Source organism: Ruegeria sp. AD9 (assembly GCF_056542305.1).
The window spans coordinates 28,652-54,208 of sequence record NZ_JBQFZP010000013.1 but is presented as its reverse complement, the minus strand read 5'-3'; the positions used below and the strand labels follow the sequence as shown (position 1 = coordinate 54,208).

Here is a 25,557-nt window from a genome sequence, read left to right as displayed (position 1 = left end):
CTTGCACTGATATCCCATATCCTGCGCAACTGCGTTGACTCGGACCCCATCCCTTGCGCAGACTTTCAATTCATAGGAATCACGGGACACGCGGCCATTGCGTTTCAGCAAGCTCAAACTGACCGGCTTCAAAAGCTTTGTTGATCCGACCGATCTGATCATCGCGGACGGGTTGACCGGTGTGGTGGGTCCGAATGGCTGTGGCAAGTCCAACCTTTTGGAAGCCTTGCGCTGGGTGATGGGGGAAAACCGCCCCAAATCCATGCGCGGCGGCGCGATGGAGGATGTGATCTTTGCCGGTGCCGCCACACGGCCCGCCCGCAATTTCGCCGAAGTTGTCCTGACCATGGACAATTCCGAACGTCTGGCGCCCGCGGGGTTCAATGACACCGACCAGCTTGAAATCGTGCGCCGGATCACCCGCGATGTCGGCAGCGCCTACAAGACCAACGGCAAGGATGTGCGCGCGCGCGATGTGCAGATGCTGTTCGCGGATGCCTCGACCGGTGCCCATTCCCCCGCGCTTGTGGGGCAGAACCGCATCGCCGAGCTGATCAGCGCCAAACCCCGCGCCCGCCGCCGCATTCTGGAAGAGGCCGCCGGGATCTCGGGACTCTATCAACGTCGGCATGAGGCCGAGCTGAAGCTGAAAGCGACCGAGGCCAACCTGACCCGCGTCGATGACGTGCTCGAGCAGTTGGGCGGGCAGCTTGCGCAACTGGCCCGTCAGGCCCGTCAGGCCGCACGCTATCGCGAAATCGGCGAACAGCTGCGTCAGGCCGAGGGGATGCTGCTCTATCGCCGCTGGAAAGAGGCCGACATGGCCCGCCAGCAGGCTGAAGACAAGCTGCGGGCCCGGATTTCCGAGGCCTCCCGCGCCGAGGCCGAAGCCCGCGCCGCAGCAGCAAAAAGGGCCGGGATCGAAGAAACCCTGCCCCCTCTGCGCGAGGAAGAGGCCATCGCCGCCGCTGTCCTGCAACGCCAGCAGGTGCAGCGCGATCAACTGACCGATCAGGAAACCCGCGCGCGCCAGACCATTGAAACACTGACCAGCCGCATTCATCAACTCGGCAAGGATATCGACCGGGAAACCGGCCTGAACCGCGATGCGGGCCAGATGATCGAACGGCTGGAATGGGAAGCCCGCGAACTGGCCAAGGCCGCCGAAGGGCATGACGCGAAGGTGGCGGAAGCCGCAGAAATTGCCCGCGAAGCCGCGTCGATCCTTCAGAACCGCGAAGACCACCTGTCGCAGCAGACCGAAGATATGGCGCGTCTTGTCGCCCGTCACCAGTCGGCGCAGCGACTGGTCGAAGACAGCCGCAAGACGCTGGCACGCTCTGAGGGCGAAGAGGAAAAAGCCCGCCTGGCCGTGGATGAGGCCAGAACAGCCCTGACCCGTGCCAGCGAGGCGTTTGAAACTTCGCAGGAAAGCGAGGAAGAAGCCCGCGAAGCCGCCGAGGCCGCCGAAGAGGCGCTGGCCGCCGCAGATGAGTTGCGCAATGAAACGCAGGCCCGCGAAGCCGAGGCACGCGCGCAACGGTCCGAGGCCGAAGGCGAATTGGGTGCAATCCGCGCCGAAACAACCGCGCTTGCCAAGCTGGTGGAACGCGACACGGCCGAAGGCGGGCAGGTGATGGACCTGCTGCGCGTGGAACCGGGTTTTGAAAAGGCGCTGGGAGCAGCCTTGGCCGATGACCTCCGTGCGCCGCTGGTTGAAGGTGACGGCCCGTCCGGCTGGGTTCAGGTGGCAGGCTATGACAGCGATCAACCCTTGCCCGATGGGGTCGACCCGCTGGCGCTGCACGTGTCAGGGCCGGACAGGCTCAGCCGTCGCATCGCGCAGATCGGGCTGGTCGATGCGGATCAGGGCGCGCGGTTGCAGGCGTCGTTGAAGCCGGGCCAGCGTCTTGTGTCGCGCTCGGGCGACCTGTGGCGCTGGGACGGGTTCCGCGCCTGGGCCGAGGATGCGCCAAGTGCGGCGGCGCTGCGTCTGGAACAGCTCAACAAGCTTGAGGCGCTGAAACAGGAACTGGCCCGCACCGAGGCGCAGGCCGACGGTGCCCGCGCCGCGCATGAAACCCTGTCGCGGCAACTGGCGGACGTGACCGAGGCCGACCGACGCGCGCGCGAAGCCCGCCGTGCCGCCGATCAGCGCATGGCCGAAACCGCACGCCAGCTCAGCCGCGCCGAGGCGGATCGCAACCTCGCGCAGGGCAAGCTGGAAACCCTGGCCCTCGCCGTGGACCGTCACAAGGAAGACGCCATGTCCGCCCGCGTGCAACTGCGCGAGGCCGAGGCGGCGCTGAACGACCTGGGTGATCTTGCCAGCGCCCGCGCCGAGGTTGAGGACATCAAGCAGACGGTCGAGGCGGCGCGGATCACCATGCTGACCCACCGCTCGACCCATGATGAGCTGCGCCGTGAAGGCGACGCCCGCACCCGACGCACGCAGGAGGTCACCAAGGACCTGAGCGGCTGGCGGCACCGTCTGGAAACGGCCGAGAAACGGATTTCGGAACTGGCCGAGCGCAAGGAAAGTTCGGAAGAGGAACTGACCGAGGCTATGGCCGTCCCCGGCGAAATCGCCGAGGCGCGGGAAGAGCTGAACGAGTTGATCGAAGCCGCCGAAGCCCGGCGGGCCGATGCCGCTGACAAGCTGGCCGAAGCAGAAACACAGTTGCGCGAAGTGGTGACGGCCGAGCGTGAGGCCGAACGCCTGGCCTCAGAAGCCCGCGAAAACCGCGCCGCAGCCGAGGCGCGCAGTGACGCGGCAAAGGAAAGCGTGCTTGCGGCGGCAGAACGGATTGCCGAAGACCAGCAACTGACCCCGAACCAGTTGCTGAACCAGCTGGACGTCAACCCCGACCAGATGCCCGCCGCGGATGCTCTGGAAGCCGAAGTGAACCGCCACAAACGCCAGCGTGACGCCATGGGCGCGGTGAACCTGCGGGCCGAGGAAGACAGCAAGGACGTTCAGGAAGAATTTGACACGCTCAGCAGTGAAAAGGCCGATCTGGAAGAGGCGATCAAAGCTCTGCGCAGTGGCATCTCCAGCCTCAACCGCGAAGGGCGCGAGCGTCTGTTGACCGCGTTTGAACAGGTGAACTCGAACTTCGCGATGCTGTTCAAGCATCTCTTTGGTGGGGGCGAGGCCAATCTGGTCATGGTCGAAAGCGATGACCCGCTGGATGCGGGGCTGGAAATCATGTGTCAGCCGCCGGGCAAGAAGCTCTCGACCCTCAGCCTGCTGTCTGGCGGCGAACAGACCCTGACCGCGACCGCGCTGATCTTTGGCGTTTTCCTGGCCAACCCGGCCCCGATCTGTGTGCTGGACGAAGTCGACGCGCCGCTGGACGATGCCAACGTCACCCGTTTTTGTGACCTGCTGGACGAGATGTGCCGCCAGACTGACACCCGTTTCCTGATCATTACCCACCACGCGGTGACCATGGCGCGCATGGATCGTCTGTTCGGCGTCACCATGCAGGAACAGGGCGTCAGCCAGCTGGTTTCGGTCGATCTGAAGAAGGCCGAGCAGATGGTGGCCTGACCGCTCACCGCAACGTTATGATGATTGCAGGCATAACGCGCTACCTTGGCCTCATGACGCGTTTCCTGATCTCCGCCCTCATCGCCGCCACCCCGGTTGTCGCCGCCGACTGGCCCGTCAAACCCGGCGATGTCCCGCTGACAGTGGCCGAGCTTGACGCCCTCGCAGGCCAGACGCTGACCTTCTACGATGATGGTCAGGCCAAGTTTTCGGCCGGTGGGGCCTATTCCTATACCTACGCGGGAGGAGATTCCGCCTTTGGAACCTACGCCATCGCCGATGACGGTTCCGTCTGCATTGCGTACCGCAACGGGTTCAGCCGCTGCGACCTGTATGTCCGCAGCGGCGAGCGGCTGATCTTGATCGATCAGAAAGGGGATCGATACCCGGTGCGGCCCGAATAAGGAAGTCAGCAGTTCAGGACGGTCACTTTGGCAATGGACCAACCCGTGCAGCGTACTGAACCCGCGGCAGGTGCCAAAGGCTACGCCAGGAACATTAGCCCAAAAATGCACGCCCGAAGATAGGCCAGAACCAAACTGTGGGCACCTCGACACAGCGCGCTGGCGCAAAGCAGGGTAAGTCGTGCCAAAACCGACGCCGCGGTTGACGAGCCACGCACCGCTTCGTTAGTGCAGCAGCGACCCCGTTTCGGCTTAGGGCAAGAGGTGCTGTTTTGGAATTTCAAGTTGCAAGTTTCTGGTTTGGTTCGCCGTTATCTTGCGTTGAAAGAGTATGCATTCAGTCCTTTCTGGATCATGGCTATGTCTTCCACCTGTACGTGCTGGATATGAACATGGATGTTCCCGAAGGCGTCGTTGTTCATGATGCCCGCGAAATCTATACAGATGAAACCACCGAAAACCTGACCGGTGGCCGACGACGGATGGCGGTCTATTCAGACATCTTCCGTATCCACATGCTGCAAAAAACCGACTATGTGTGGGTTGATCTGGATATCTACTGCATCCGGCCGCTGGATGTTCCACCGGACTATCTGTTTGGTGTCGTCTGGCGCAATAAGGCGATGAACAATTGCGTGTTGCGCCTTCCCAAAAATTCTCTGGCACTGAGGCTGATCCTGAATTTCCTTGAGTCAGAAGTCCCGATCCCGTTTTGGTTGGGCAGTGATCGTGTTGAGAAACTGGTCAAACGCTATGAAGCGGGCGAGACAATCACGCTCTATGACCTTCCGTGGACGACAACCGGCCCAAGCGTGACCCGCTGGGCGCTGGGGGTCACCGGTGAAATCGACCGAGGCCAGCATTGGATTTTGTATTGGCCGCGTCGCGGGTTTCTGGACCCGGTCGAGAACATTGAAGACTACGAACCCGATTGGGCCCGGTTTCACCACTTCCAGGGCGAAACCCGCAGTGGTATTCGCAGCAAATTCGGTGGTATTACTCCAAAGGGAAGTTACATCGATTTTGTCTGTCAAAGACATGGAATTGACCCCGAGAAATATCCGGTCACATAATCAGCGGCGTCGGTGCCGATATCGTCGAATAATCTTGGGGTTTTGCGCCATACCGCAGCGGTGCGGGCCGCTGGATCAGATTTTTTCCAGCAATTCCATCGTTGGCCATGCGTCCGCGGGCAGGTCCAGACGTTTCTGTTCCGCCTGCGTCGCAGCTCGCGTCCCTGACCCCAGAATCCCGTCGATCTTGCCGACATCATATCCTTTGGCCTGAAGCTTGGTCTGCAACTGTTTCATCTGTGCGCCATTCAGGCCCTGCGCGGGATTGCCCGCATCATAGATCTGGCCGCCCTCAAGCCGTGTTCCGAAATAAGCGGCGGTCAGAACATAGACAAAGCTCTGGTTCCATTCGAAATAGACGTCGAAATTGGGGTAGGCCAGAAAGGCAGGCCCGTTGCGCCCCTGTGGCAGGATCAGCGAGGCGGGCAGGTTGGCCAAGGACCCGCCGCGCGCCTGAACGCCCATCGCCTGCCATTCCGCCACCGAACGCGGTTTGCCGGGGCCGGACAGGGACCAGTCCATCTGCGCGGGCACGGTGACCTCCTGCAACCAAGGCTCACCCGCGCGCCATCCTAGATGAGACAGCATTCTGGCCCCCGACATCAGCGCATCAGGGGCCGAGCTCTTCAGGCGGACATGCCCGTCACCGTCACCATCGACGCCGTTTTCCAGTATGTCACGCGGCAGCATCTGCACCATGCCGATCTCTCCGGCCCAAGCCCCGGTGGTGCGGGCCGGGTCGAAATCACCGTTCTGATACAGCTCGATGGCGGCGAAGATCTGCGGTCGGAACAGCTCCGGGCGGCGGCAGTCATGGGCCAGCGTCACCAAGGCGTTGCGGGTGTTGAAGTCGCCTTGAAACGATCCGTAATCGGTTTCAAATGCCCAGAAGGCCAGCAGCACCCCGCGGGAAACGCCATATTCCCGCTCGATCCGATCAAAGACCGCATCGTATTTGCGCGACATCGCTTGCCCGCGCTCGATCCGGTTTTGAGAAATCAGACGACGAGAAAATTCAACAAAGGGCTTCTGAAAAACGCCCTGCGCCCGGTCGGCCTTCAGCACGGCGCTGTCCTGCTGCACCCCGTCAAAGAACCCGTTCACTGCTGATTTGTCCAAACCTTGCTGCACGGCCTCGGCCTTCAGCCCTTTGACAAAGGAATTAAAACCACCGCCACATTGCGCCAGCGCAGGTGAGGTGAACAGGGCAGCGGCGATCAGGCCAGAGAGTATACGCATGAAAAGGTCCGTCAGAATATCAGTTTGGTCCCAACCCACACTGACACGAGCCCAAGCGCAAGCCCCCAAACCCGCCAGAGCATGTCACATGCGCGAAAAACTTCTGATGCACCGATCTCGCGCGGGGCGTCGCCATTGACCCAGGCTAGGTCGCGCACCTGCCCGTCATAGCTGCGCGGCCCAGCCAGCGCGACATTCAGGGCGCGGGCCATGGCGGCCTCGGGCCAGCCAGCGTTGGGTGAGATATGGCGTTGCGCATCCCGCACCATCTCAGACCAGCGAGACCATTGGCCGGACAGCGCCACGATCATCACACAGGTCAGTCGGGCAGGGATCAGGTTCAGCAGGTCGTCGAACCGGGCCGCGGCCCAGCCAAAATCGCGGTACGTTTCGGTGCGATAACCGATCATGCTGTCGGCGGTGTTCACCGCCTTGTACACCAGCAATCCCGGAAGCCCCGCGACCAGAAACCAGAATGCGGGGGCAATGACCCCGTCGCTCAGGTTTTCTGCCGCACTTTCGATGGCGGAACGCGCCACCTGTGCTTCGGTCATATCCTGCGTGTCGCGCGAGACGATCATAGCCACCTGCGCCCGCCCGTCTTCCAGCGAAGATTGCAACCCGTAACCAACCGCGCGGACATGGGCAACCAGCGACTTTTGCGCCAACAGGATTGCGCAGCAAAGAATTTCAACCACCGGCCCCAGCTGCGACAGACCCCACCCAAGACCCCATGCGCCGCAGATCAGAAGGGCAAGCACGGCCACCCCTTTCAGCCTCCGTCTGCTTCCGTGGTTCAGGCACTTGTCCAGCCAGCCGATCAGGTTGCCGATCATCACCGCCGGGTGTTTGACGCGGGACCAGAGCCAATCGGGCTCTCCCAGTGCCGCGTCCAGACACAGGGCGCAGACCAGCATCAGGGCAGGGCTCACAGCGCGGCCTCCAGCCTGTCCCAGCCCTTTTCTGGCGGCAGACCCAGACGCAGAAAGGTTGCTGAATAGGGAAAGATACGGCTCCAGATATGGGCGCGGGCCAGCCGGTCCTGCCAGCCCAAGGCGTCATCGACTTTGTAAAGACGAAACAGGCTGGTGCCACCGACAATATTTGCGCCCCTGGTCAGCATCAGCGCATCCAGCCGGGCCGCCTCATCCGCCAGTCGCGCGCGCGTGGCATCGGCCCAGTCATCGTCCGACAGGGCCTGTGTCCCAACCCGCAGGGCCGGGCCGGACACTGACCAGGGTCCGGTCAGGTCGTTCAGGCGGTTGATCAGTTCAGGCCGCCCGATGGCAAACCCAAGCCGCATCCCGGCCAGCCCCCAGAACTTGCCAAAGCTCTTCAGCACGATCACGCCGGGACGTTCCGCCAGATGGATCAACGATACCTCTGGCGTGACATCGCAAAAGCTCTCGTCGATCACGGTCAGCGGGGCCGAGACGTCGCTTTCCTGCCAGATACGTCCGTCCGGGTTATTTGGATGCACGATCACGCGGGCGTCAGCCGCGCCCTCAGGCTGAACACGCCACCCCTGCGCCGAAAAGGCGGCGGCGTGTTCGTTATAGGTGGGCAGTGTGATCTGGACACGACCTGGCGCGGCCAGCGCCGGAATGCGAGAGATGACAGCCGATGCACCGGGTGCCGGCAGGATCTCAGCCCCCTGTGGCACGTTCCAGAACCTGCGGGCCGCATCACTCAGCCGTTCAAAGGCACCGTGATCCGGCAATTCGGCCCAATCTCCGGCGGTCAGACCCGCGACTGCATAAGGATGCGGATTGATTCCGGTCGACAGATCGATCCAATCTGCGCGCGTTCCACCATACCTGACAATCGCCCTGTCCAGCCCCCCGCCGTGGTCGCGAACTGCGCGGGGGTCCAAGCCGTGATCAAGTGTACTCATCTGCTCTCTCTGCGGGGATTGACCGGTTTCGGGGTGCTTCAAGCGGATTTTTGCCATTTACACAAGCAAATCCGCCCGAACACGCAAGCGTGCGGCTGCTGTTAACACTTTGTTAAGGAAATAACGAGATCACGGACCACGGGGGTCGGCACCACTCACCATACCAAGTGCCGAGGTTGTTGCAAATGAAAGTTCTGATTGTTGAGAGTAACCCCGACCTTGGTCGGGTCTGGAAAAGACATCTGGAGCGGCAAGACGCCGAAGTCACGCTGGTTGACGCTCAGGAGGCCGCCATTCTGGCGCTCTATGGCACGGATTTTGATATCATCGTGCTGGATCTGGTTCTGGAAACCGGAAGCGCATTGGCTGTGGCCGATTTTGCCAGCTATCGCCGCCCCGAGGCGCGGGTGATTTTTGTCACCAACACCACCTTCTTTTCCGACGGGTCGATTTTTGCGCACAGTCCCAATGCCTGTGCCTATGTTCAAAGCGAAACGCCGCCAGAGGATCTGGCGGCGATGGTCGAACATTACGCTGCGGGGCGCTGACCGCGTCCATGCGGCTCCATGTAATCCAGTACCGGGTTCACCGGAACGATCCGGTGCGGATTGATGCTGTCATGGCTGTAGTGATAGTGGCGCACAATGTGGGCCATGTTCACGGTCTCGGCGACACCGGGCCATTGATACAGCTCACGCGTATAGGCCCATAGGTTCGGGTAATCGACCAGGCGCCGCCGGTTGCACTTGAAATGCAGGTGATAGACCGGGTCGAAGCGGATCAGGGTTGTGAACAACCGCCAATCGGCTTCGGTGATCCGATCCCCCATCAGGTAACGGTTCCGGGCCAGACGCTCCTCCAGCCAGTCCAGCGTGTCGAACAATGGGTGTACGGCAGCGTCATAGGCGTCCTGCGTGGTGGCAAAGCCCGACTTGTAGACGCCGTTGTTGACGTCTGAATAGATGCGCGCGTTGACCTCTTCGATCTCGTCCCGCATCGCCTCGGGCCAGTAATCGTCCGTATTGCCAGTGATATCGTTGAAGGCCGAATTGAACATGCGGATGATTTCCGAACTTTCGTTCGAAACGATGGTCTCCTGCACCTTGTCCCACAGGATCGGAACCGTGACGCGACCGGAATAGGACGGATCCGCCTTGGTATAGATCTGATGTGCATGGCTCAGCCCGTAAAGAATGTCACCCGTGGCACCGTGATCATCCACCTCAAAGGTCCAGCCCTGGTCCAGCATGTCGGGATGCACGACCGAAACCGGGATCAGATCGCTCAGCCCTTTCAACGCGCGAAAGATCAGGGTGCGATGCGCCCAGGGGCAGGCGTGGCTGACATACAGGTGATACCGCCCGGCTTCGGCCCGGAACCCGCCTTTGCCCGACGGTCCCGCGCGGCCATCGGCGGTCAGCCAGTTGCGAAACTGCGCCGCGCTGCGTTTGAATGCGCCACCGGTGGATTTGGTGTCATACCAGGTGTCTTGCCATTTTCCGTCGACCAGCAGGCCCATATCTCATCCTCCGCACAGGCGTTTGGTCAAAGATAGGTCCAAGCCCCGCCCGTTCCTATGCATTTGCCCGCGCACAAGACCTGCATGCGCGCACAGCCAATGCTGGGATTTCTGTGCAACAAACCGCAGGCACAGCCAGTTCCGTGAACGCGTTCACTGGATTTTTACAACAGTTCCCGCACAATAGAGGTCATTAGCGGGGGAATGATTTAATGAGTACTTATGTTTCAAAGGAAATACGCGCCGAGTTGGATGCGGCCCGAATCGCCACATTGAAAAAGGCCAGTCGCCTTCGTGTCCAAATGGGCGACAATACCTATAAAATTCTCAAATTGTGGAAAGATGGTTTCACGGTTGAGGCGGAAACAACACCGCGCCTGCGCGGGTTGGTCGATATCTATGACGGGGCCAATCTTATGTATCAATGCCTGATCATTGCCGATCAGGATGAAGGCGGAGAGATGCGATACGAATTCAAGCGCAGCACCGCCGCCCATGACAAGGCACCGCTGGATTTCTACCGCGCCCCGGATGCGCCCATCGCACTGCTGGGCTACGAAGACTAGGCTCGGATTTTCATCGTCCCGGGTTCGGTCAGGGTGACGCCCACCATGCCGTAGGGCTGGCTATCGCTATGGAATTCGCCATGGGGTCCGCGCCCGGACAACAGGCGCGGTTCATCGTGAGGCCAGTCAATCCAGCCACCGCTTGGCTTATTGCAGGTCGCCAAAGGCCCGTTTCAGTCGCGCGCAGGCGTCCTCGACCCGCGCCCGTTGTGTGGCCAGGTTGAACCGTTCAAACGTTTCTCCGCCAGTGCCAAAGCCGGGCCCGGACGAGGTTGCAATCCGCGCATCCTCGCGCAGGCGGCGGACAAACTCGGTGTGATCCATGCCGGTGCCGGAAAAGTCGACCCAGGCCAGATAGGTCGCCTGCAAAGGCATCGACCAAAGGCCCGGAATCTCGGCGATGGTCTGGTCGAACAGACGCCGGTTTTCCTCCAGATGCGCGATCTGGGCATCTGCCCATTCCGCGCCGGCCGGGCTGTAGGCGGCGGTGATCATCGCCACACCCAACGCGCTGGGGCCATAATCCAGCGTTGTCAACCGATGCTTCATCGCCTCGCGCAGTTTGGGGTCGGGAATGATCATGTTGCCGGTGCGCTGCCCGGCGATGTTAAAGGTCTTCGATGCCGCTGTCAGCGTCACCGTCCAAGGCCGCGCATCCGGGGCCGCCACATCCATCGGCACAAACTTGGCACCGGGATAGACCAGATCGTGGTGAATCTCGTCCGAGACAAGGATCAGCCCGTTGCGCTCGGCAAATGCGGCCACGGCGCGCAGTTCCTCCGGCGTCCAGACCCGGCCCGACGGGTTCTGCGGCGAACACCACAGCAACATCTTCTCGGACCCGTCCAGCCGCGACTGGGCGTCGTCCAGGTCAAGGCCATAACTTTCCCCGTCCCGCACCAAAGGGCATTCCACGACCCGGCGGCCCGATTTGTTCACCTTGTGGGCAAACTCATGGTAAACGGGGGTAAAGATCACGATGCCATCACCGTGATCGGTCCAGACATCCAGCGACAGGGCGATTGCATTGCCCAAGCCCTGAGTGGTCAGAACCCAGTCCGTGTCAATCTCCCAGTCGTGGCGGGTTTTCATCCACCACTGGACCGAGGCCAGATACTCCGGGTGCGCCCAGGAATACCCGAACACGCCGTGATCCGCGGCCTTGCGCACCGCGTCGATCACGCAGGGGGCTGTCGGGTAGTCGGAATCGGCCGTCCACATGGCCAGCCCATCCTCGGGCGAGACGCCATACAGCATCTCCATCTTGTCCCATTTGGAACTGTTGGTGCCCCGGCGGTCGATCAGGTCGTTGAAGGTCATGTCTGCTCCATTTTCTCGACCGAAAGCTAACCGCAATTCAGGCAGGTGCAAGGGGGGCGTTGCGGCGCGGGGCGGGATGGCCTAAATCAGCCTCATGAAACGTAACATCCTGATCTATCCCGACCCCCGTCTCAAGAAGGTCTGCGCCCCCGTGGCCGACCTCACGGACGACCTGCGCGCACTGGCCGATGATATGCTGGAAACGATGTATGACGCCCCGGGTGTTGGCCTTGCCGCGCCACAGATCGGCGTGCTGGATCGCTTGATCGTGCTGGATTGCATTAAGGAAGAAGGCGAGGCGCCGCGCCCGCTGATCATGTTCAACCCGCAGGTCATCGCGGCCTCGAAAGAAACCAATGTCTACGAGGAAGGCTGCCTGTCGATCCCTGATCAATACGCCGAGGTGACGCGCCCCAAAGTGGTCGATGTGACATGGATGGACCGCGACGGAAACTTGCAACAGGAAACCTTTGACGGGCTCTGGGCCACCTGTGTTCAACACGAGATCGATCACTTGGACGGCAAGCTGTTCATTGACTATCTCAAGCCGCTGAAACGGCAGATGATCACCCGCAAGATGCAAAAGCTCAAACGCGAACGGGCTCGTGCATGACCGTTCGTACCTGCCTGCCATGGCCTGACAAACGCCTGCGCACCAAGGCGGATGAGGTGCCCGAGATCACCGATGAGGTCCGCGCCATCTGGGACGACATGATCGACACGATGGAGGCGATGCCCGGCGTCGGTCTTGCCGCGCCACAGATCGGGGTGATGCTGCGGCTTGCCGTTGTTGACGGCTCTGCCGAACGGGGCCGGGCCGTGCGTCTGGCAAACCCGGAAATCCTGCACAGTTCGATCGAGCTGCGCGAACATGAAGAGGCCAGCCCGAACCTGCCCGGCGTCTCGGCCAAAATCAAACGCCCTCGCGCGGTGACCGTGAAGTTCCTGAACGAACATGGCATGCTGGATCGCCGCGATTTCGTCGGGATCGATGCGACCAGCGTGCAGCACCAGATAGACCACCTGAACGGACGGATGTATTTCGACCGTCTCAGCAAGGTCAAACGTGACATGCTGCTGCGCAAGGCCCGCAAACAACCCTGACGTCCCTAGGCCGGGCTTCAGCCCGGCACCCGTCCCAACTGCCGGAGCCAACGATGCGCATCATCTTCATGGGAACCCCCGATTTTTCGGTCCCGGTGCTGGACGCACTCGTCAGGGCCGGGCACGACATCGCCGCCGTCTACTGCCAGCCCCCGCGCCCCGCCGGACGTGGCAAGAAAGACCGCCCGACACCGGTTCACGCCCGGGCCGAGGCGCTGGGCCTGCCCGTCCGCCACCCAACCTCTCTGAAATCTGCTGACGAACAGACCGCGTTTGCCGCGCTGAACGCCGATATCGCCGTCGTCGTCGCTTATGGCCTGATCCTGCCGCAACCCATTCTGGACGCGCCGCGACACGGCTGCCTGAACATCCACGCCAGCCTGCTGCCGCGCTGGCGCGGTGCCGCCCCGATCCACCGGGCGATCATGTCCGGCGATGCCGAAACCGGGATCTGCATCATGCAGATGGAGGCCGGTCTGGACACCGGCCCGGTCCTGCTGCGACAGGCAACCGCGATTGAGGTTGAAGAAACCACCGCGCATCTGCATGACCGGCTCTCGGCCATGGGGGCCGCGCTGATCGTCGAGGCTCTGGCCAAGCTGCCGGATCTCACACCGGAACCGCAGCCCGAGGATGGCGTGACCTATGCCGCCAAGATCGACAAGTCCGAGGCCCGCATCGACTGGACGCGCCCGGCGGTTGAGGTCGACAGGCAAATTCGCGGACTGTCACCCTTTCCCGGCGCGTGGACCGAAATGAATGGCGAACGCATCAAGCTGCTGGCATCGCGGCTGGCAGACGGGCAGGGCGCAGCGGGTGAGGTTCTGAACAACGACCTGCACGTGGCCTGCGGTCAGGGCGCGGTCGAACTGCTGCGCTTGCAACGGGCGGGCAAAGGCGCGCAGGATAGGGAAACCTTCCTGCGGGGCTGGCCCATTCCCACCGGCACCCGCCTGACCTAGGAGAAGCCCGATGTTCATGGTGATGATGGGGACCGTCGTGATTGCCGGGATCGTCGGATATCTGTCCGAACAGACCGGGTTCACCCATAACGGCTATCTTCAGTCGATCATCATCTGCGTGGGCGGGGCGTTCCTGTTCTACTTCATCCGCATCATGTTCGGCATCAGCTTTGGCCCTCCGGGTTTGGATGCGGTGATCTCGTCTATCGGCGCGCTGATCATCGTGCCGACCCATTGGCGAAAATGACATGCCCGTCGTCGCCCTGATCATCATCGGCGCTGCCGCGGGGTTCCTCGCCACCCGCCTGATGCGGATCGAGGCGGACATTCCAACCACCATGCTGATCGGTGTTTTCGGGGCCCTGATCGGAGGGTTCGTTCTGCGGTTTCTGATAACCGTTATGGGCTGGATGTCGGGCTTTGTGGGCGCGGTTCTGGGCGCATTGCTGGTGATCTGGATCTGGCAGACCTACCTGCGCCGCTAGCATATTCCTTGGCCGCGCATTCCGTCCTGGAAACCTTCACTCGACAAGATAGTGCAGCAGATCAGCGCTCGTCGCACTCCAGCGCTGAACCAAGCGCCGGGGAGGCTTTCGTCGTCATATCGAACCGGTTCACCTCGACGGCAGTCATCCAGTGGATGCTGTCGGCCGGGGCCGCATACAGCGTGTACCAGTAAAACGCCTCATCCACGCCAATGTCCCTGAAGTAATCCAGATAGCGGTCATGTTCCGGGTCATCTTTGGGCAACTCCGTGGCCACCAGCCCCGATCCGGCCCAGCTGTGAACACCGACACAGGCCCCCGGTTGCAAAACACGTCGGTGTCCAGCCAGAAACAAATCGGTGCCGCCGCTGGCAACCAGACCGTCCGAGGGCACAACGGTATCGAACCCGGCCTTGCGCACCTCTCGGCTGAAGATGACATTGGCGTCGTCATCCACCGACCCCTCGATATATTGCAGCACCAGCGTGCGCGCTTCGGGATTTTCCGCGGTGACGTCTTCGAAAGCGGACAGCGTTGTTTCGTCAATCGTGCCCGAGGCGATGATCCGGTCACCCTCAGCAACAAAGCGGACGGGTGCATAATATGCGCCGCATGAGGCCAGCAAAGCCAGTGAGACCGCAATCGATGTAAGTCTGAACGGCATTTGGCCTCCGGGCTGCGCGTTCCAAACAGCTATCAGCCCGCCCCGGTCGCGTCCACCGACAGGTTCAGTTTCGGGGCGGGCGGCTTTTGTAGACGGGCAACTGCCAACCAAACACCAGCGACCCGGCCCGCAAGGCCCAGCACACAAGGGCGCACAGACCCAGCACAAAGGCAGGCTCCAGCCCCAGTCTGACCGCAAGGACCGCCGTCAACGCCCCCACAAACGCGCACGAGACGTAAAGTTCGCCCTGTTTCAGGACCAGCGGCACCTCGTTGCAGACCACGTCGCGCATCAGCCCGCCCAGACACCCGGTCGTCACACCCATCAGCACGACGATGATACCGGGCTGATCCAGTGACAGCGCGGCACCGGTTCCGGCCGCAACGGCGACCGACAGCGCGAAACTGTCCAGCCAGACCAGCCAGTTATAGCGGCTTTCCACCAGATGGGCGGTAAAGAACACAAACACCGCCGCCGCGACGGCGATCAGGATGTAATCCGGCTGGCCGACCCAGAAGATCGGGTGCCGGTCCAGCAGCAGGTCGCGTACCGTGCCGCCGCCAACTGCGGTCAGGCAGGCCATGAAAGCAAAACCCACCAGATCCAGCTGCGCCCGGCTGGCCACCAGCGCCCCGGTCAGCGCAAAGATCAGAACCGAGGCATAATCCAGCAGCGTCAGCGCGCTCACGCCTGCGCCTTTTTCGGCTTGAAGGGCGCCATGCCTGCGCGGGCCAGTTCATCGGCCTTTTCGTTTTCGGGATGGCCCGCATGGCCCTTGACCCATTCCCATGTCACATCATGTCGTTCCTGCGCCTCGTCCAGACGCTGCCACAGATCGACATTCTTGACCGGCTTCTTGTTCGAGGTTTTCCAGCCATTCCGCTTCCAGCCGAATATCCAGCCGGTGACGCCGTTCTTCACATAGGCGCTGTCGGTGACAATGGTGATCTTCGACGGGCGCTCCAGCGTCTCAAGCGCGCTGATGGCAGCCAGCAACTCCATCCGGTTGTTGGTCGTCTCGGCCTCGCCCCCGTTCAGTTCCCGCTCTTTCAGAACCCTGTCCCCGTTCTTCGCGCGCAGCAGCACGCCCCAGCCTCCGGGGCCGGGATTGCCGGAACAGGCGCCATCTGTATAGGCAAACAACTCAGGCATGGGCGAACACCAGAATAAACCCGTCGTACGACCCGGCCAGACCCTTGCCCATTCCTTCGACCGCGCGGTCAACCGTGAACCCGGCCTGGGTCAGCGCCTCTCGGATTTCGGCTTCCGAGTAATAGGTGTAATAGCGGTCCAGATCGTCACGATGCTCGCCCGAGCCCAGCTTCATGCCCAGAAACAGCTGGCCTCCGGGCTTCAGGGCCGTGTGGATCGCTTTCAGGTGACGCGGAAAATCCGCACGCGGCGCGTGCAGCAGGGAAAAACTGGCGTAGACGCCATCATATTCGGCGGTTTCGGTAACGTCGTCGAACGTGCCCAGATGCGCGTCCACCCCGTTCCGGCGGGCATGTTCGACAAAGGCGGGGGTGGCATCCAGCGCCCGCACCTTCAGCCCCTGACGCATCAGGAAACCGCTGTCCGATCCGGGTCCTGACCCCAGATCCAGCACATAGCCGCCCGCACCGACCGCATCGGCAAAATCCTGACGGGTCTTGAGCTGTTCGGCTGGCAAAGGAATGGCCAGATATTCGTTTACTCTCTTCGTATAGGCATCAATTGTGCGTTTGTCGCTCACAGGTACACTCCGACGGCTAGGCTGGCCAGAACGACTGCGGTCAGCAGGATACGCAGCTGCATCCACCAGACCGGCGTCAGCCGCCAGTATGAAAACAGGGCGTCCAGCAGCAGCAAGCCGGTGAACCCGTAGATCAGATTGGTGCCCGCAGTGACCGGCCCGCCGCCCGTCATGGCAAAGGCCCACAGCGCAGGCAGGACCGACAGCGCATAACACAGCGCCGCCTTGCTGCCCGAGGTCTTGGTGGCAAACCCCCACAGAACACCGGACATAAAGCTCAGGATGACCGAGCCATAGAACAGCTGCACATAAGGCCCGACAAAGCGCGGGCCAAATGTATGCGTGCCCCAGTCGTTCAGATCGCCGTTCAGATATGTCAGCGCGCCCCAGACAAACGGGACCAGTCCCGCCAACCCAAGATAAAGCGGCGCCTTCGGCACGCCGGTCACGCCGGTTGCCTCAACACGCGCGGTACTTTGAACTCGACGTTTTCGGTTGCGGTCTCGACCGGCTCGACAGTGACGTCGTAATGGTCGCGGAAGGCGTCGATCACCTCGTTCACCAGCAATTCCGGGGCCGATGCGCCTGCGGTCACCGCAACGCTTTTGATGCCCTGCAAAGCGCGCCAGTCGATCTCGGTCGCGCGCTGGACCAGCTGCGCGTATTTGCACCCCTCGCGTGAGGCAACCTCGACCAGACGGCGGGAATTGGACGAGTTCGGAGCCCCCACAACCAGCAGCGCATCGGCCTTGGGGGCCACGGCCTTCACGGCCTCCTGCCGGTTGGTGGTGGCATAACAGATGTCTTCCTTATGCGGCCCGACAATGGCCGGGAACCGGTCCTGAAGGGCTGCGATGATGTCCTTGGTATCATCCACTGACAGGGTGGTCTGGGTGACAAAGGCCAGCTTGTCGGGGTCGCGCACCTGCACGGTGGCCACATCCTCGACCGTTTCGACCAGCAGCACATCACCCTTTGGCAACTGTCCCATCGTGCCAACGGTTTCGGGATGGCCCTTGTGGCCGATCATGATCATCTGCAATCCCGCATCCGCATGGCGCTGCGCCTCGACATGAACCTTCGACACCAGGGGACAGGTGGCATCCACATAGATCATCTCACGTTGCGCGGCTTCGGCGGGTACCGATTTCGGAACACCATGGGCGGAAAAGATCACCGGGCGGTCATCGGGGCATTCATGCAGTTCTTCGACAAACACAGCCCCTTTGGCCCGCAACCCGTCGACCACGAATTTGTTATGCACGATCTCGTGGCGCACATAGACCGGCGGCCCCCATTTCTGCAGGGCCATTTCAACGATCTTGATGGCGCGGTCCACACCGGCGCAGAACCCGCGCGGGGCGGCCAGGTAAAGTGTCAGTGGCGGCTTGGTCATTCGGCTGTCTCCTTAGGGCACAGGTAAGTCTTTTCCCGGCCTTGGTCCAGACAGGACATTGTCATTCATCTGACACGAATCGTTGTTAGTCAGAGGATGTTTCAGCACCAATCCTTAGTTAAAGAAGCGCGGCCAGGACCCCGGTCCTGACCGCGCGAATTTTTCCCATCAACAGGCAGTGGTGCCGGATCAGCTGCCGCCTGCAACCGCGACGCTGCGATGCTCTGCCGGCATTTCACGCGGCGGGCGACCGATCACGTCGCGCAGGTCTTCCAACTCGATGAAGTTGTCGGCCTGTCGGCGCAGTTCGTCCGAAATCATCGGCGGCTGACTGCGGATGGTCGACACGACTGATACGCGAACGCCCTGACGTTGCAGGCTGGCGATCAGCGGGCGGAAATCCCCGTCACCCGAGAACAGCACGATATGATCCACACGCGGTGCCAGTTCCATGGCATCGACAGTCAGCTCGATATCCATGTTTCCTTTGACTTTCCGACGCCCCATGCTGTCGGTGTATTCCTTGGCCGGTTTTGTGACCATGGTGAAGCCATTGTAATGAAGCCAGTCAACCAATGGGCGGATCGGTGAATACTCGTCGTTTTCAAGCAGCGCTGTATAGTAGAAAGCCCGAAGCAACTTGCCACGGCGCATGAATTCCTGCCGCAGAAGTTTGTAGTCTATGTCAAAACCGAGTGCTTTTGCCGCGGCATAAAGATTCGAGCCGTCGATGAACAGCGCTAGCCGTTCGTCCTTATAAAACATAAATAGGTCCTTCCGGTATAATCCAGATTGCGCCGCGTTACGTGAGTGAGTGGGTGTGTGAGTTATAATATGGCGCACTCTGGTGGGCTTATAATTAGAACTTTTGTCGGTTATCGCAAGTATGCAATGTGTCGAATATAGGGTAGCATATGTACAATTCTTTGCCAAATGCGGTTGTGGCATTGGGCGCAAATCTCGATCTGAGAGGAAATGGGCCCGCTGTAACGCTACAGCGCGCAATTGACGCACTTTCGCAACAGGGCGTAGTGATTCGCTCTGTCAGCCGGTTTTTTGCGACACCCTGCTTCCCCGCTGGCGCTGGTCCGGACTACGTGAATGCGGCTGTGCTGATCGAAACCGACAAATCCCCGGCCCAGCTTTTGCGCGTACTGCACGAGGTTGAACACCAGTTCGGTCGTGAACGGGTGCAGCGCTGGGGAATGCGGACGCTGGATCTGGATCTTGTGTGCTATGGCGATCAGATTCTGCCCGACCGCGCCCTGTTCGACCGCTGGCTGACTCTGCCGCCCGAGGCACAGCGGCAAGAAGCACCGGAACAGTTGATCCTGCCGCATCCGCGCCTTCAGGACCGCGCTTTTGTGCTTGTGCCGATGGCGGATATTGTGCCCGACTGGCGCCACCCTGTGCTTGATCGCACGGTTTCCCAGATGGTCGCCGACCTGCCCCCGTCCGAGGTTGCGGCGGTTACGCCGCTGTGATCCCTGCAAATGCAGCATTTCCTGCTTGTCAAGGCGCGGAATCGCGCTTAGATAAACCTCTTCCTGACATGGACTCAGAAACGGAGAGCGCCCAATGGCCCGCGTGACGGTTGAAGATTGCGTAGACAAGGTTCCAAACCGGTTCGAACTGGTGATGCTGGCCGCCCATCGGGCGCGCGAGATTTCTGCCGGTGCCGCGATTACCGTTGACCGCGACAACGACAAGAACCCTGTCGTGTCCTTGCGCGAAATCGCCGACGAGACCCAAGGTGCGGACGCCCTGCGCGAACGCCTGATCGAGGCCAACCAGACCCAGATCGAGGTTGATGAGCCGGAAGAAGATCAGATGGCGCTGCTGATGGGTGCCGAGTCGGACAAGCCTGCGATGGACGACATGTCCGAAGAAAAGCTCCTGCGCGCTCTGATGGAGGCTCAAGGGCAGGGGTAAGCTCCAAAGACGAAGGTGCGGGCCGGATGATTTCTGCTGACGATCTGATTGCGCTGGTCCGCAACTACAATCCCAAGACAAATGCTGAACGTCTCGCGCTGGCCTATGAGTTTGGCCAGCAGATGCACGCAGGGCAATTCCGCCACTCTGGCGAACCCTATTTTACCCACCCTGTTGCCGTTGCCGCCATCCTGACCGAACAGCGTCTGGATGATGCGACGATCATTACGGCTTTGCTGCATGACACGATCGAAGACACTAAGGCCAATTACGGCAAGGTGTCCGACCTGTTCGGGGATGAGGTCGCCAAACTGGTCGATGGCGTCACCAAGCTGACCAACCTGCAACTGTCCAGCCGCGAAACCAAGCAGGCCGAGAATTTCCGCAAGCTATTCATGGCCATGTCCAAGGACCTGCGGGTCATTCTGGTCAAGCTGGCCGACCGTCTGCACAACATGCGCACCATCAAGGCGATGCGGCCCGAAAAGCAGGTTCAAAAAGCGCGCGAGACGATGGATATCTACGCGCCGCTTGCGGGCCGCATGGGGATGCAATGGATGCGCGAGGAGCTTGAAGACCTCGCGTTCCGCGTCCTGAACCCCGAAGGCCGCCAGTCGATCATCCGTCGCTTTATCACGCTGCAACGCGAAACCGGCGATGTGATCCACCGCATTACCGGCGACATGCGCCACGAGCTGGAAAAGGCAGGCATTGAGGCCGAAGTCTTTGGCCGCGCCAAGAAACCCTATTCGATCTGGCGCAAGATGCAGGAAAAGGATCAGGGCTTCTCGCGCCTCTCGGACATCTACGGGTTCCGCATCATCACGCAGACGGAAGAAGACTGCTATCGCACGCTTGGCGCCATCCATCAGCGCTGGCGCGCGGTGCCGGGGCGGTTCAAGGACTATATCAGCCAGCCGAAATCGAACGGCTACCGTTCAATCCATACCACGGTTTCAGGGCGCGACGGCAAACGGGTCGAGGTTCAGATCCGCACCCGCCAGATGCACGATGTGGCCGAAACCGGCGTTGCGGCGCACTGGTCCTACCGGGACGGGGTGCGCACGGAAAACCCCTTTGCGGTGGACCCGGCGAAGTGGATATCCAACCTGACCGAGCAATTTGACAACGAGGATGATCACGAAGATTTCCTCGAAGCCGTCAAGCTCGAGATGTATTCGGACCAGGTCTTTTGCTTCACCCCCAAGGGCGACGTGGTGAAACTGCCGCGCGGTGCGACCCCGATCGATTTCGCCTATGCCATCCACACCCGGATCGGCCATGCCTGCGTGGGGGCCAAGGTCGATGGCATTCGTGTGCCGCTCTGGACGCGGATGAAGAACGGCCAGTCCGTGGATATCATCACCGCTGACGGGCAGACACCGCAGGTCACGTGGCTTGAGATCGCCGTCACCGGCAAGGCCCGTACCGCCATCCGCCGCGCCCTGCGCGAGGTGGATCGCGAACGGTTCATCAAGCTGGGCAAGGAACTGGCGCGCTCGGGCTTTGACCATGTGGGGCGCAAGGCCACCGACAAGGCGCTTGATACCGCCGCCAAGCACCTGCGCCTGAAAGACCGGCATGAATTGCTGGCCCGTCTGGGCAGTGCCGAATTGACCGCTCATGAGGTGGTTCAGGCCGTTTATCCCGAACTGGCTCAGGATGACGGCGACGCCATTCCGCTGCGGCGCGCCGTGATCGGTCTTGAACCCGGCCAGAAATTCGACCGCGCGCCCTGCTGTCAGCCGCTGCCGGGCGAACGGATCGTCGGCATCACCTACCGGGGCAAGGGTGTTGTGGTGCACGCCATCGACTGCGACAAGCTCAGCCAATATGAAAGCGAACCGGAACGCTGGGTCGATCTGCACTGGCATTCGGGTACGCACCCGGCCGTCTATGGGGCGACACTGGATCTGACCATCGGCAACGATGCCGGGGTTCTGGGGCGCATTTGCACATTGATCGGCGAGAAAAAGGCCAATATCTCGAACCTGGAATTTGTGGACCGCAAACCGGATTTTTACCGCCTGCTGATCAATGTCGAACTGCGCGACCTTGAACAGTTGCATTCGCTGATGCTGATGCTTGAGGCTGAAAGCGACGTTGCAGCGGTCGAGCGTTATCGGGACCGGACCAAAACCGCGACCGCGGCTGGCTGAGAAGGGGTGATCACGGGTGGTATTCAAGCGCCGAGACCGACGCTCTCCTGTTCAGGTCGCTTCGGAACTCGTCTATCCGCGTGGCGGATGGACCCGCGCCTTCCACTATGTCAAACACCGTGTCCGCCGCCTGCCGGATTCCCCTGACCGGATTGCCCGCGGCATCGGGGCGGGCGTTTTCGCATCCTTTACGCCGTTTTATGGGCTGCACTTTCTGGTCGCCGCAATTGGTGCGCGGCTGATCAAGGGCAATATTCTGGCCGCGCTCAGCGGTACGTTCTTCGGCAACCCCCTGACCTATGTCCCGATTGGGGTGATCTGCCTGCAAACCGGGCATTTCTTGCTGGGCACCGAATATGAAGAAGGCGACACGCAGGGGCTGATGGGCAAGTTTGCCGACGCCATCGGCGACCTCAAGGACAATCTTCTTGCCCTGTTCACGGACCGCGTGGCCGACTGGCACGGGCTGGGTCAGTTCTACGATGACGTTTTCTATCCCTACATGATTGGCGGCATCATTCCCGGTATCGTGGCGGGCATTATCTGCTACTACCTCAGCCTGCCGCTGATCCTGACCTACCAGCTGCGCCGCCGCGCCAAGATCAAGGCAAAGTTTGAAGAAATCAAACGTCTGGCCGGAGAAACATCTGCCGGTCCCGCGCCAAGATCGCTAAGGTCGGGGCGAAAATCTGCAAAAGGAACCAAATGATGTCCGAAAGCCGTCTGCGTCTGGGTGTGAATATCGATCATGTCGCCACCGTGCGCAACGCGCGCGGCGGGGCCTATCCTGACCCGCTGCGCGCCGCCAAGCTGGCAGAAGAGGCTGGCGCCGACGGCATCACCGCGCATCTGCGCGAAGACCGCCGCCATATCTCGGACGCCGATATCGACGGCCTGATGGAGGTTCTGTCGGTGCCTCTGAACTTTGAAATGGCCGCCACCGATGAGATGCAGAAAATCGCCCTGCGCCACAAGCCGCACGCCGTCTGCATCGTTCCCGAAAAGCGCGAGGAACGCACAACCGAAGGCGGGCTCGAAGTCGCGCGCGAGGAAAATAAGCTGGCGCATTTCATCGCCCCCCTGCGCGAGGCCGGGTGCCGCGTGTCGATCTTTATCGCCGCGGATCAGCGCCAGATCGAGGCCGCGCACCGCATCGGTGCCGAGGTGATCGAGCTGCACACCGGCGCCTATTGCGATGCCCATGCCGAAGGCCGCATGGACACCGCCGCGCGCGAGCTTGAATCGCTGCGCCAGATGTCCACCTTTGCCCATTCGCTGGGGCTCGAGGTTCATGCAGGCCATGGCCTGACATACGACTCCGTAAAGCCGGTTGCCGCCTTCCCCGAGGTCATGGAACTGAACATCGGGCATTTCCTGATTGGCGAGGCGATCTTTCTGGGTCTCACCCCCGCCATTCGGGAAATGCGCCGTCTGATGGACGAGGCACGCGCGTGATCACCCCCGGCTTTATCGCCATCTGGTTCGCCTGGCTGATGGCCGGGGGCTCGCCGGGCCCGGCCACGATGGGCATTGCCGGAACCGCCATGAACGAAGGCCGCACCGCCGGGCTGGCCTTTGCCCTTGGCATCTGCGCCGGATCGGCCGCTTGGGGCATTGCCGCAGCACTGGGCCTGTCGGCGGTCATGCTGGCCAATGTCTGGCTGTTCGAGGTGATCCGCTATGTCGGCGTGGCCTATCTGGGCTGGCTGGCGCTGAAGGCCCTGAAACGCGCGATGACCTCGGATGATGAGGTCGCCCTGGGCAAACCGGTCACCGGCACGCTGCCCACGATCTTTGCCAAAGGTGCGGCGATCCACCTGACCAACCCCAAGGCAATCCTCAGCTGGGGGTCGATCTATGCCATCGTCGCGCCAAGCGATGCCAGCCTGCCGATGCTGCTGAGCTATTTCGCCATGCTGTACGCGGGATCACTGATGATCTTCATCGGCTATGCGTTTTTGTTCTCATCCGCCCGCATGGTCCGCACCTACCGCCGTGCCCGCCGCTGGTTCGATTTCGCCTTCGCCGGGTTCTTTGGCGTGGCGAGTTACAAGATCCTGACGGTGCGGTTGTCGTAGAGCAGGCAAGTTGATTTCGGCAAATGCCGGTGGAGGCGCTAGGGCGCGCTCGAGATTTCCAGAAACCATTCCGCAACAGCATTTGCCCAACCGGGTTGCCTGCCGTGACCATGTGGCCCCAGCGACAGGGTGACAGAGCCGTCCAGACACTCGGTCCACTTCTTTCGCCAGGTTGCACCTTCTGTTGAAACGCTGTTCGCCATCTGCCCGCATCCATTGGTTCTGGTCAGAATTTCAATGGATTTCAAAACGCTACCCTGTTCGAAATCATAGTCCCCAAAGGTCACAAAACGCCCTTCCAGCGGGACGGTCCGGTCTGCAAATCCGTGGGAATGATGCATGTGAACTGGGCCGCTGCACCGCCGCCACATCGGCTCCCAAAAAGCCCCTGATGCCGAGGCATAGGCAAAGGCAAAGGAATGATCCGTGCAGGCCTTGTCCCAAACCAGTGATCCGCCGCGTGAATACCCCGCCAGCAAAATGCGATCTGCGTTCAGGTCGAAACGGGCAATGGCGTCTTCCTTGATCTGCTCCAGCGCGGCCAGGTCATCCCGCGGCCAGCGATAGCCATCATGCACCCCCCAATCCAGCGCCTTGGGGTTGCCAATGTCGACCTGACCGTTCGGCGCGATAAAGGCGATGCCGCGGTCGGTAAAGGCCGCCGCGAGGCCGGAAAGATTCACGGCTGAATTCGCCGTTGCCCCATAGCCATGCAGATAGATAACAGCTGGCGGCTCGGGCGCGGCCTCGGGCAGAACCACCCGATAGGACAACTCTCCTACCTGACAGGGGGTATCCTCGGTTCCGCAATCCTGTGCAAAAGCGGGGAAAACGGTGCTTGCGACAATGCCAGCCACCGCGATTGCCATGAACGGAATTTTCGACATTGCGTCCCCCCGCACCAACGTAAAAATTGAACATTCCGGTAAAGTATATCACGGAATGCGGCAACCAACCGCTTGCGTGTGGTCATCAATTGCCGTTGATTGGCCCGACCAGAGAAATGAGAGCCACATGATCCTCGGAATCGGCACAGACCTTGCAAATATCGACCGCATTCAGGGCACGCTCGACCGGTTCGGCGACCGGTTCCGCAACCGTGTCTTTACCGACACCGAACAGCGCAAGGCCGAACGCCGCGCCGATACCGCAGGCACCTATGCCAAGCGCTGGGCCGCGAAAGAGGCCTGTTCCAAGGCGCTCGGCACCGGCCTGCGCATGGGCATTTCGTGGAAGGACATGGCCGTCACCAACCTGCGCACCGGGCAGCCGGTGATGCATGTCACAGGCTGGGCCGCCGAACGCCTGAACGAACTGACCCCCGCAGGGCACGAGGCGATCATCCACGTCACGCTGACCGACGACCACCCCTGGGCACAGGCCTTTGTCGTGATCGAGGCGCGTCCCCTGCAAGATCACGTCACACAGCCTTGACTTGACCCCATCCCCCCCGCATGTAGCAGCGAAGCCAAGCACA

The 25,557-nt window shown here is 61.2% G+C and carries 30 protein-coding genes; 17 read left to right on the top strand and 13 right to left on the bottom strand.

Translation table 11 applies throughout. The features are described 5' to 3' along the window. The first annotated feature begins 97 nt into the window (after positions 1–97). The 3 genes from ACR0AM_RS16650 (at position 98) to ACR0AM_RS16640 (ending at position 5,030) form a co-directional block, all read left to right on the top strand. Positions 98–3,553: a chromosome segregation SMC family protein gene (locus ACR0AM_RS16650; RefSeq protein WP_480623510.1), complete on the top strand. Its 3,456-nt coding sequence runs from the start codon at positions 98–100 to the stop codon at positions 3,551–3,553. 53 nt (positions 3,554–3,606) lie between these two features. Then, a complete protein-coding gene (locus ACR0AM_RS16645; RefSeq protein ID WP_480494786.1) occupies positions 3,607–3,957 on the top strand; it encodes a hypothetical protein in 351 nt (116 codons plus the stop codon). 272 nt (positions 3,958–4,229) lie between these two features. After that, positions 4,230–5,030 carry a hypothetical protein gene (locus tag ACR0AM_RS16640; protein WP_480623509.1) on the top strand — a complete coding sequence of 267 codons (801 nt, stop codon included), beginning with the start codon at positions 4,230–4,232 and terminating at the stop codon, positions 5,028–5,030. 75 nt (positions 5,031–5,105) lie between these two features. On the opposite strand, the gene ACR0AM_RS16635 is transcribed toward ACR0AM_RS16640, so the two are convergent. Genes ACR0AM_RS16635 through cobD form a run of 3 tightly spaced genes read right to left on the bottom strand, consistent with a single transcriptional unit; the run spans position 5,106 to position 8,163 of the window. Next, positions 5,106–6,269, bottom strand: coding sequence for a lytic murein transglycosylase (locus ACR0AM_RS16635; RefSeq protein WP_480623508.1), 1,164 nt, complete (start codon positions 6,267–6,269; stop codon positions 5,106–5,108). 11 nt (positions 6,270–6,280) lie between these two features. Continuing rightward, complete coding sequence (gene cbiB, locus ACR0AM_RS16630) at positions 6,281–7,201, bottom strand: adenosylcobinamide-phosphate synthase CbiB (RefSeq protein WP_480623507.1); 921 nt, start codon at positions 7,199–7,201, stop codon at positions 6,281–6,283. Next, a complete protein-coding gene (gene cobD, locus ACR0AM_RS16625; RefSeq protein WP_480605966.1) occupies positions 7,198–8,163 on the bottom strand; it encodes a threonine-phosphate decarboxylase CobD in 966 nt (321 codons plus the stop codon). Before cobD ends, cbiB begins: the two co-directional genes overlap by 4 nt. A gap of 185 nt (positions 8,164–8,348) precedes the next feature. Between cobD and ACR0AM_RS16620 the strand changes: the two genes are divergently transcribed. Beyond that, positions 8,349–8,711, top strand: coding sequence for a response regulator transcription factor (locus ACR0AM_RS16620; RefSeq protein WP_209506176.1), 363 nt, complete (start codon positions 8,349–8,351; stop codon positions 8,709–8,711). Here ACR0AM_RS16620 and ACR0AM_RS16615 read toward each other — a convergent pair. Beyond that, positions 8,693–9,682 (bottom strand): glutathione S-transferase family protein, encoded by a 990-nt coding sequence (locus ACR0AM_RS16615; protein WP_480623506.1) that lies wholly within the window; start codon positions 9,680–9,682, stop codon positions 8,693–8,695. The two genes, ACR0AM_RS16620 and ACR0AM_RS16615, sit on opposite strands and share 19 nt — an antisense overlap. A gap of 212 nt (positions 9,683–9,894) precedes the next feature. On the opposite strand from ACR0AM_RS16615, the gene ACR0AM_RS16610 reads away from it, so the two are divergent. Next, on the top strand, positions 9,895–10,248 hold the full coding sequence (locus tag ACR0AM_RS16610; RefSeq protein WP_480494662.1) for a hypothetical protein: 354 nt from the start codon (positions 9,895–9,897) through the stop codon (positions 10,246–10,248). 147 nt (positions 10,249–10,395) lie between these two features. Here ACR0AM_RS16610 and ACR0AM_RS16605 read toward each other — a convergent pair whose 3' ends face one another. Continuing rightward, positions 10,396–11,568, bottom strand: a complete 1,173-nt coding sequence (locus tag ACR0AM_RS16605) for a MalY/PatB family protein (protein ID WP_480623505.1) — start codon at positions 11,566–11,568, stop codon at positions 10,396–10,398. Between the two features lie 94 nt (positions 11,569–11,662). Here ACR0AM_RS16605 and def (ACR0AM_RS16600) point away from each other — a divergent pair, with 94 nt between their 5' ends. Genes def (ACR0AM_RS16600) through ACR0AM_RS16580 form a run of 5 tightly spaced genes read left to right on the top strand, consistent with a single transcriptional unit; the run spans position 11,663 to position 14,119 of the window. Next, positions 11,663–12,181, top strand: a complete 519-nt coding sequence (gene def, locus ACR0AM_RS16600) for a peptide deformylase (protein ID WP_480623504.1) — start codon at positions 11,663–11,665, stop codon at positions 12,179–12,181. Further along, positions 12,178–12,672, top strand: coding sequence for a peptide deformylase (gene def, locus ACR0AM_RS16595; protein ID WP_480623503.1), 495 nt, complete (start codon positions 12,178–12,180; stop codon positions 12,670–12,672). Before def (ACR0AM_RS16600) ends, def (ACR0AM_RS16595) begins: the two co-directional genes overlap by 4 nt. A 53-nt stretch (positions 12,673–12,725) precedes the next feature. Then, positions 12,726–13,634: a methionyl-tRNA formyltransferase gene (gene fmt, locus ACR0AM_RS16590; protein ID WP_480605983.1), complete on the top strand. Its 909-nt coding sequence runs from the start codon at positions 12,726–12,728 to the stop codon at positions 13,632–13,634. 10 nt (positions 13,635–13,644) lie between these two features. Next, entirely contained in the window at positions 13,645–13,881 is a 237-nt protein-coding gene (locus ACR0AM_RS16585; RefSeq protein WP_267364066.1) for a hypothetical protein, read from the top strand. A 1-nt stretch (position 13,882) separates the two neighbouring features. After that, a complete protein-coding gene (locus ACR0AM_RS16580; RefSeq protein WP_480473887.1) occupies positions 13,883–14,119 on the top strand; it encodes a GlsB/YeaQ/YmgE family stress response membrane protein in 237 nt (78 codons plus the stop codon). Between the two features lie 61 nt (positions 14,120–14,180). Here ACR0AM_RS16580 and ACR0AM_RS16575 read toward each other — a convergent pair whose 3' ends face one another. From ACR0AM_RS16575 to ACR0AM_RS16545, 7 genes are all read right to left on the bottom strand, one after another. Beyond that, positions 14,181–14,783, bottom strand: a complete 603-nt coding sequence (locus ACR0AM_RS16575; protein WP_480623502.1) for a COG3904 family protein — start codon at positions 14,781–14,783, stop codon at positions 14,181–14,183. Positions 14,784–14,847: 64 nt separating this feature from the next. Beyond that, positions 14,848–15,471, bottom strand: a complete 624-nt coding sequence (locus ACR0AM_RS16570; protein WP_267364069.1) for a trimeric intracellular cation channel family protein — start codon at positions 15,469–15,471, stop codon at positions 14,848–14,850. Further along, positions 15,468–15,935 carry a ribonuclease HI gene (rnhA, locus tag ACR0AM_RS16565; protein ID WP_480519465.1) on the bottom strand — a complete coding sequence of 156 codons (468 nt, stop codon included), beginning with the start codon at positions 15,933–15,935 and terminating at the stop codon, positions 15,468–15,470. Before rnhA ends, ACR0AM_RS16570 begins: the two co-directional genes overlap by 4 nt. Beyond that, positions 15,928–16,515: a class I SAM-dependent methyltransferase gene (locus ACR0AM_RS16560; RefSeq protein WP_480494645.1), complete on the bottom strand. Its 588-nt coding sequence runs from the start codon at positions 16,513–16,515 to the stop codon at positions 15,928–15,930. Before ACR0AM_RS16560 ends, rnhA begins: the two co-directional genes overlap by 8 nt. Then, the gene (locus ACR0AM_RS16555; RefSeq protein WP_480473882.1) at positions 16,512–16,964 is read right to left on the bottom strand and encodes a DUF3429 domain-containing protein; all 453 of its coding nucleotides are present in this window, start codon (positions 16,962–16,964) and stop codon (positions 16,512–16,514) included. Before ACR0AM_RS16555 ends, ACR0AM_RS16560 begins: the two co-directional genes overlap by 4 nt. Further along, on the bottom strand, positions 16,961–17,911 hold the full coding sequence (ispH, locus tag ACR0AM_RS16550) for a 4-hydroxy-3-methylbut-2-enyl diphosphate reductase (protein WP_480623501.1): 951 nt from the start codon (positions 17,909–17,911) through the stop codon (positions 16,961–16,963). The genes ACR0AM_RS16555 and ispH overlap by 4 nt, the downstream gene beginning before the upstream one ends. Positions 17,912–18,100: 189 nt before the next feature. Continuing rightward, positions 18,101–18,676: a LabA-like NYN domain-containing protein gene (locus ACR0AM_RS16545; RefSeq protein ID WP_209506211.1), complete on the bottom strand. Its 576-nt coding sequence runs from the start codon at positions 18,674–18,676 to the stop codon at positions 18,101–18,103. 149 nt (positions 18,677–18,825) lie between these two features. Here ACR0AM_RS16545 and folK point away from each other — a divergent pair, with 149 nt between their 5' ends. From folK to ACR0AM_RS16515, 6 genes are all read left to right on the top strand, one after another. Beyond that, positions 18,826–19,395, top strand: a complete 570-nt coding sequence (gene folK, locus ACR0AM_RS16540; RefSeq protein ID WP_480519471.1) for a 2-amino-4-hydroxy-6-hydroxymethyldihydropteridine diphosphokinase — start codon at positions 18,826–18,828, stop codon at positions 19,393–19,395. A 94-nt stretch (positions 19,396–19,489) separates the two neighbouring features. Further along, positions 19,490–19,843 carry a DNA-directed RNA polymerase subunit omega gene (rpoZ, locus tag ACR0AM_RS16535; RefSeq protein WP_209506215.1) on the top strand — a complete coding sequence of 118 codons (354 nt, stop codon included), beginning with the start codon at positions 19,490–19,492 and terminating at the stop codon, positions 19,841–19,843. 26 nt (positions 19,844–19,869) lie between these two features. After that, positions 19,870–22,002, top strand: coding sequence for a RelA/SpoT family protein (locus ACR0AM_RS16530; RefSeq protein WP_480473878.1), 2,133 nt, complete (start codon positions 19,870–19,872; stop codon positions 22,000–22,002). Between the two features lie 16 nt (positions 22,003–22,018). Continuing rightward, on the top strand, positions 22,019–22,711 hold the full coding sequence (locus ACR0AM_RS16525) for a DUF2062 domain-containing protein (RefSeq protein WP_480623500.1): 693 nt from the start codon (positions 22,019–22,021) through the stop codon (positions 22,709–22,711). Further along, on the top strand, positions 22,711–23,457 hold the full coding sequence (locus ACR0AM_RS16520) for a pyridoxine 5'-phosphate synthase (protein WP_480623499.1): 747 nt from the start codon (positions 22,711–22,713) through the stop codon (positions 23,455–23,457). Before ACR0AM_RS16525 ends, ACR0AM_RS16520 begins: the two co-directional genes overlap by 1 nt. Beyond that, on the top strand, positions 23,454–24,080 hold the full coding sequence (locus tag ACR0AM_RS16515) for a LysE family translocator (RefSeq protein WP_480559680.1): 627 nt from the start codon (positions 23,454–23,456) through the stop codon (positions 24,078–24,080). The genes ACR0AM_RS16520 and ACR0AM_RS16515 overlap by 4 nt, the downstream gene beginning before the upstream one ends. A 38-nt stretch (positions 24,081–24,118) precedes the next feature. On the opposite strand, the gene ACR0AM_RS16510 is transcribed toward ACR0AM_RS16515, so the two are convergent. Beyond that, positions 24,119–24,967, bottom strand: a complete 849-nt coding sequence (locus ACR0AM_RS16510; protein WP_480623498.1) for a CE1 family esterase — start codon at positions 24,965–24,967, stop codon at positions 24,119–24,121. Positions 24,968–25,094: 127 nt separating this feature from the next. On the opposite strand from ACR0AM_RS16510, the gene acpS reads away from it, so the two are divergent. After that, positions 25,095–25,514 carry a holo-ACP synthase gene (gene acpS / locus ACR0AM_RS16505; RefSeq protein WP_209506227.1) on the top strand — a complete coding sequence of 140 codons (420 nt, stop codon included), beginning with the start codon at positions 25,095–25,097 and terminating at the stop codon, positions 25,512–25,514. Positions 25,515–25,557: the final 43 nt, after the last annotated feature.